The sequence below is a fragment of the Rhodoferax sp. UBA5149 genome, from assembly GCF_002413825.1.
GTDB lineage: Bacteria > Pseudomonadota > Gammaproteobacteria > Burkholderiales > Burkholderiaceae_C > Rhodoferax.
The window spans coordinates 1-5,471 of the sequence record NZ_DHXT01000120.1; the positions used below are offsets into that span (position 1 = coordinate 1).

The 5,471-nt window shown below is 59.7% G+C and carries 5 protein-coding genes; 4 read left to right on the forward strand and 1 reads right to left on the reverse strand.

Features of this window, described 5'->3' with window-relative positions:
• The 4 genes from B3V69_RS10840 to B3V69_RS10855 all read left to right on the forward strand — a co-directional run.
• Positions 1 to 906 (forward strand): Re/Si-specific NAD(P)(+) transhydrogenase subunit alpha (locus tag B3V69_RS10840; protein WP_296446450.1); only part of this gene is annotated, 906 nt, incomplete at its 5' end.
• A 12-nt stretch (positions 907 to 918) separates the two neighbouring features.
• Positions 919 to 2,361: a Re/Si-specific NAD(P)(+) transhydrogenase subunit beta gene (pntB, locus tag B3V69_RS10845; RefSeq protein ID WP_296446452.1), complete on the forward strand. Its 1,443-nt coding sequence runs from the start codon at positions 919 to 921 to the stop codon at positions 2,359 to 2,361.
• 263 nt (positions 2,362 to 2,624) lie between these two features.
• Entirely contained in the window at positions 2,625 to 4,298 is a 1,674-nt protein-coding gene (locus B3V69_RS10850) for a long-chain-fatty-acid--CoA ligase (protein ID WP_296446454.1), read from the forward strand.
• Entirely contained in the window at positions 4,299 to 5,057 is a 759-nt protein-coding gene (locus B3V69_RS10855; RefSeq protein ID WP_296446456.1) for a 5'-methylthioadenosine/adenosylhomocysteine nucleosidase, read from the forward strand.
• Between the two features lie 39 nt (positions 5,058 to 5,096).
• Here B3V69_RS10855 and B3V69_RS10860 read toward each other — a convergent pair.
• Positions 5,097 to 5,471 (reverse strand): CorA family divalent cation transporter (locus B3V69_RS10860; RefSeq protein WP_296446458.1); only part of this gene is annotated, 375 nt, incomplete at its 5' end.

Here is a 5,471-nt window from a genome sequence, read left to right on the forward strand (position 1 = left end):
GGCGGCGGCGGCTACGCCAAGGTCATGAGCGAGGGATTCCAGCAGGCCCAGCGTGAGATGTACGCCAAGCAGGCCAAGGACGTAGACATCATCATCACCACCGCGCTGATCCCTGGCAGGCCCGCGCCCAAGCTCATCACCGCCGAGATGGTCAGGAGCATGAAGCCCGGCAGCGTGATCGTTGACATGGCCGCCGAGCAGGGCGGCAACTGCGAGCTGACCGAGCCCGGCCAGGCGGTCGTGAAGCACGGCGTGACCATCGTCGGCTACACCGATCTGGTCTCGCGCCTGGCCAAGCAGTCGTCCACGCTGTACGCCTCCAACCTGTTTCGCCTCACCGAGGAGCTGTGCAAGACCAAGGACGGCATCATCAACGTCAACATGGAGGACGAGGCCATCCGCGGCCTGACCGTCACCAAGGGAGGCAGCATCACCTGGCCAGCACCGGCGCCCAAGGTGGCGGCGCCTGCCGCCGTGGTCGCCAAGCCGGCCGCGGTGGTGGCCAAGCCCAAAGGTGGGCATGGTCAGAGCAGCGAACCGTCTTCCGGCACCAGCATGGCGATCATGTTTGGTGTGGCTGCAGCCGTGTTCTGGCTCATCGGCGCGAGCGCACCGGCGGCATTTCTGTCGCATTTCACGGTGTTCGTGCTGGCCTGTTTTGTTGGCTACATGGTGGTCTGGAACGTCAAGCCCGCCTTGCACACGCCACTGATGAGCGTGACCAACGCCATCAGCAGCATCATTGCGATTGGCGCTCTGGTGCAGGTGTCACCGTGGGTTGGTGCCGCCGATCGACCCAATGGCTTGATCAGCTGGGTGGCTGCAGCGGCGATCGTGCTCACAGCGATCAATATGTTCGGCGGCTTTGCCGTCACCCAGCGCATGCTGGCCATGTTCCGTAAATAAGGGAGACGACTCATGTCTGCAAGTTTGGCAACGGTCTCCTATATTGGAGCCACAATTCTTTTTATCTTGAGTCTGGGTGGCTTGTCCAACCAGCAAACCGCATTGCGCGGGAACCTCTACGGCATGGTCGGCATGACGATCGCCGTGCTGGCGACCGTTTTTGGCCCGCAAGTCACCGCCGCCGGTATCCCATGGATCATCGGCGCCATGCTGATTGGTGCGGCGATCGGCCTGTATGCCGCACGCACCGTGCAAATGACGCAGATGCCCGAGTTGGTGGCACTGATGCACAGCATGGTCGGTCTGGCCGCGATGCTGGTCGGGATCGCCACGTTCATCGACCCAACGGCGTCCTTCCATTTGGTGGATGGCCAAAGTATCCCTTTGTCTTTGGCTGAAGAATCGATCCACAAGATCGAAATCTACATTGGTATCCTGATCGGTGCCATCACATTTTCCGGTTCGATCATTGCCTTTGGCAAACTCTCCGGGCGCATCGGTGGCAACCCACTGTTGTTGCCGGGCCGTCATTGGCTGAATCTGGCTGGCCTCCTGATCGTGATCTATTTCGGGCGCGAGTTCATCAACGCCCATACCATTGCTGACGGCATGCTGCCGCTGATCGTGATGACGGTGATTGCCTTGCTGTTTGGTATTCACATGGTGATGGCCATCGGCGGCGCCGACATGCCGGTGGTGGTGTCCATGCTCAACAGTTATTCGGGTTGGGCGGCGGCGGCGACCGGCTTCATGTTGTCCAACGATCTGTTGATCGTCATCGGTGCTTTGGTGGGCTCCAGCGGCGCGATTCTGTCCTACATCATGTGCCGGGCCATGGCGCGCAGCTTCATCAGCGTGATCGCGGGCGGTTTCGGCACCACCAGCGCCAAACCGAAGGCGGCTGCTGGCGCGGCACAGCCGGCCGGTGAAGTGACGCCGATCAGCAGCGTCGAAACGGCTGAACTGCTGCGAGAAGCAAAAAGCGTCGTCATCGTTCCGGGCTACGGCATGGCCGTGGCGCAAGCCCAGCACACGGTGTATGAGATCACCAAGCACCTGCGTGAGAAGGGCGTCAACGTGCGCTTTGGTATTCACCCGGTTGCCGGTCGTATGCCCGGCCACATGAACGTGTTGCTGGCCGAGGCCAAAGTGCCTTATGACATCGTGTTTGAAATGGATGAGCTCAACGACGACTTCCCCAAGACCGATGTGGTCATGGTGATTGGTGCCAACGACATCGTCAACCCGGGCGCCCAGGACGACCCCACCAGTCCGATTGCCGGCATGCCGGTGCTGGAAGTCTGGAAGGCCAAGACCTCAATCGTCATGAAGCGCAGCATGGCCTCGGGCTACGCCGGGGTGGACAACCCGCTGTTCTACAAAGAGAACAACCGTATGCTGTTTGGCGACGCCAAGAAAATGCTGGACGAAGTTCTGATCGCGCTGAAGTCTTGAAACATTGCGGGACAGACCGCCGTTACGCGCAGCGAACAAGCTCTGTCCCCAACTGATACCGTGATGTTGGAAGCCCACGTTGCGGGACAGACCGCCGTTACGCGCAGCGAACCAGCGCTGTCCCTAACAGATTAGGGAAAACACAAGTACGAAGAGGTGCAATAAGAGGCAGAATATTCGGTTGCATCACAGACCAAAGCTTTGCGGAACAGTCCGTCGCCGCGAAGTGAAAAGTTCTGTCCTCAACTGATTAGAAAGCACGCATGACAGATCGCATTTGGCTCAAGAGCTATCCACCAGGTGTTCCCGCGGACCTGGATACATCGCAGTATCCGTCGCTGGTTGCCTTGATGGAGGAGAGTTTCAAAAAGTACGCCAGCCGAACGGCCTACAGTTTCATGGGCCGGGACGTGACGTACGGGCAAACCGACAGTCTCAGCCAGGCCTTTGCCGTTTACTTGCAAAGCCTTGGCTTGGTCAAGGGTGACCGCGTGGCCATCATGATGCCCAATGTGCCGCAGTACCCGGTTGCCGTCGCGGCCATCCTGCGCGCCGGCTATGTGGTGGTGAACGTCAATCCCTTGTACACGCCGCGTGAGCTGGAACACCAGCTCAAGGACTCCGGCTCCAAAGCCATTGTCATCATTGAGAATTTCGCCTGTACGCTTGAAAAGTGCATTGCCGCCACGCCGGTCAAGCACGTGGTGCTGTGCGCCATGGGCGATCAGTTGGGCCTGCTCAAGGGGGCCTTGGTCAACTACGTGGTGCGCAACGTCAAAAAAATGGTGCCTCCCTACAACCTGCCCGGCGCGGTGCGGTTCAATGAGGCCGTGGCACGGGGAACCCGGGGGACGGTCAAAAAAATCAACATCAAGCCGGATGATTTGGCTGTGCTGCAATACACGGGCGGCACGACCGGCGTATCCAAAGGGGCTGTGCTGTTGCATCGCAACGTCATCGCCAACGTGCTCCAGTCTGAAGCATGGAATCAGCCGGTCATGAAACTGGTGCCGGCCAATGAGCAAACCACCAGTGTTTGCGCCTTGCCGCTGTACCATATCTTTGCCTTCACCGTGGGCATGATGCTGTCCATGCGCACCGGTGGCAAGCTGATTTTGATTCCCAACCCGCGTGATTTGACGGCGGTTCTCAAGGAGCTGTCCAAGCACACCATCCACAGTTTCCCGGCCGTCAATACCCTGTTCAATGGCTTGGCCAACCATCCGGATTTCAATACCGTTGACTGGAGTCATCTCAAAGTCTCGGTCGGTGGCGGTACGGCGGTTCAAAGCGGCGTGGCCAAACTGTGGGTTGAAAAAACCGGTTGTCCGATTTGCGAAGGCTATGGCCTGTCCGAGACGTCCCCGTCCGCCAGCTGCAATCCGGTGACGGTCAAGGAATACACGGGCACCATCGGTGTGCCGCTGCCCAGCACCGACATGAAACTGCTGGACGATGACGGCCGTGAGGTGGCTGTGGGCCAGTCCGGTGAGATTGCCATCAAGGGCCCCCAGGTGATGGCGGGTTACTGGCAGCGCCCGGACGAAACCGCCAAGGTCATGACGGCGGACGGCTTCTTCAAGTCGGGCGACATCGGGGTGATGGATGAACGCGGCTACTTCAAGATCGTGGATCGCAAGAAGGACATGATTATCGTCAGTGGCTTCAATGTATTTCCGACCGAGCTGGAAGATGTGGTGGCCCAGCTGGCGGGCGTGATGGAGTGTGCCTGCGTCGGTGTTCCGGACGCCAAAACCGGTGAGGCCGTCAAGCTGGTGATTGTCAAGAAAAACCCGGACCTGACGGAAGCTCAGGTGCGGGCCTACTGCAAGGAAAACCTCACCGGCTACAAGCAGCCCAAGGTGGTCGAGTTTCGCGCGGAGCTGCCGAAAACCCCGGTGGGCAAAATTCTGCGACGGGAACTGCGCGTCAAGTAATTGGCTACCACCGCCATTCTCAGCGCCCTGGCTGAAGAACAGCAGGGCTTGGTTGAGCGACTCGCAAATCCGGTTCGGGTGACGCGTGCGGGCCGGGACTTTTGGCGTGGGGAATTGCAGGGGCACAGCGTGGTGCTGGCCTTGTCAAGGATTGGCAAGGTGGCGGCGGCCACGACGGCCACCACCCTGATCGAGGCCTTCGGCGCCAGCCGCATTGTCTTTACCGGTGTGGCCGGGGGGGTGGGGCACGGTGTGCACGTGGGCAACGTGGTGGTGGCCACTGAATTCGTGCAGCACGACATGGATGCCTCGCCCATTTTCCCCCGCTACCAGATTCCGCTCTACGGGCGCTCCCGGTTTGCCTGTGATGCAACGCTGACTGCTATGCTTTTGGAAGCTGCACGCGAAGGGTTGACGGGGGCTACAGGTCATTTTTATCAAAATAGTCCAGATCAACGCGTGGCCGTTCATGCCGGGCTGATTGCCAGCGGTGACCGCTTTGTATCCGGTGCCACCGAATCACGGGGTTTGCAGGCCGCTTTGCAGGCGGCAGGTTTTGCGCCGCTGGCCGTGGAGATGGAAGGCGCGGCGGTGGCCCAGGTGTGCTTTGACTACGGCGTGCCTTTTGCGGCGGTGCGCACCATCTCGGACCGCGCCGACGACCAGGCCCATGTGGATTTCCCCACGTTTGTGGCTGAAGTGGCCAGCCGCTATGCGCTGGCCATCATCGGACAGTTTCTCCAGTTGCTTCCAAAATAGTAGCGAACTATGCCCGCCTGTCGAGGGCTAGAGGTTTTTTTATTTGAGCCAGCCACGTCGGTAGCAGTACCACATGGGCAGCGCCGCGCTCATGAACATGAGTGCCACCACATAGGGGTAGGCCCACTTGCCCAGCAGGGCGAACTCGGGGAATTGCAGGTTCATGCCGTAGATGCTGGCCACCAGGGTGGGGGGCAGCAGCGCCACGCTGGCCACCGAGAAGATCTTGATGACCTTGTTCTGGCTGATGTTGATGAAGCCGACGGTGGCGTCCATCAAGAAGTTGATCTTGTCAAACAGGAAGGCGGTGTGGGAATCCAGCGAGTCGATATCGCGCAGAATCTGGCGCGCCTCTTCAAACTGCTCGCCGTTGAGCATTTTGCTGCGCATCATGAAACTCACGGCACGCCGCGT

Excerpts from the sequence above, each read along its gene's own strand:
- pntB (WP_296446452.1), top strand. The coding sequence starts at position 919 with ATGTCTGCAAGTTTGGCAACGGTCTCCTATATTGGAGCCACAATTCTT.
- B3V69_RS10850 (WP_296446454.1), top strand. The coding sequence starts at position 2,625 with ATGACAGATCGCATTTGGCTCAAGAGCTATCCACCAGGTGTTCCCGCG.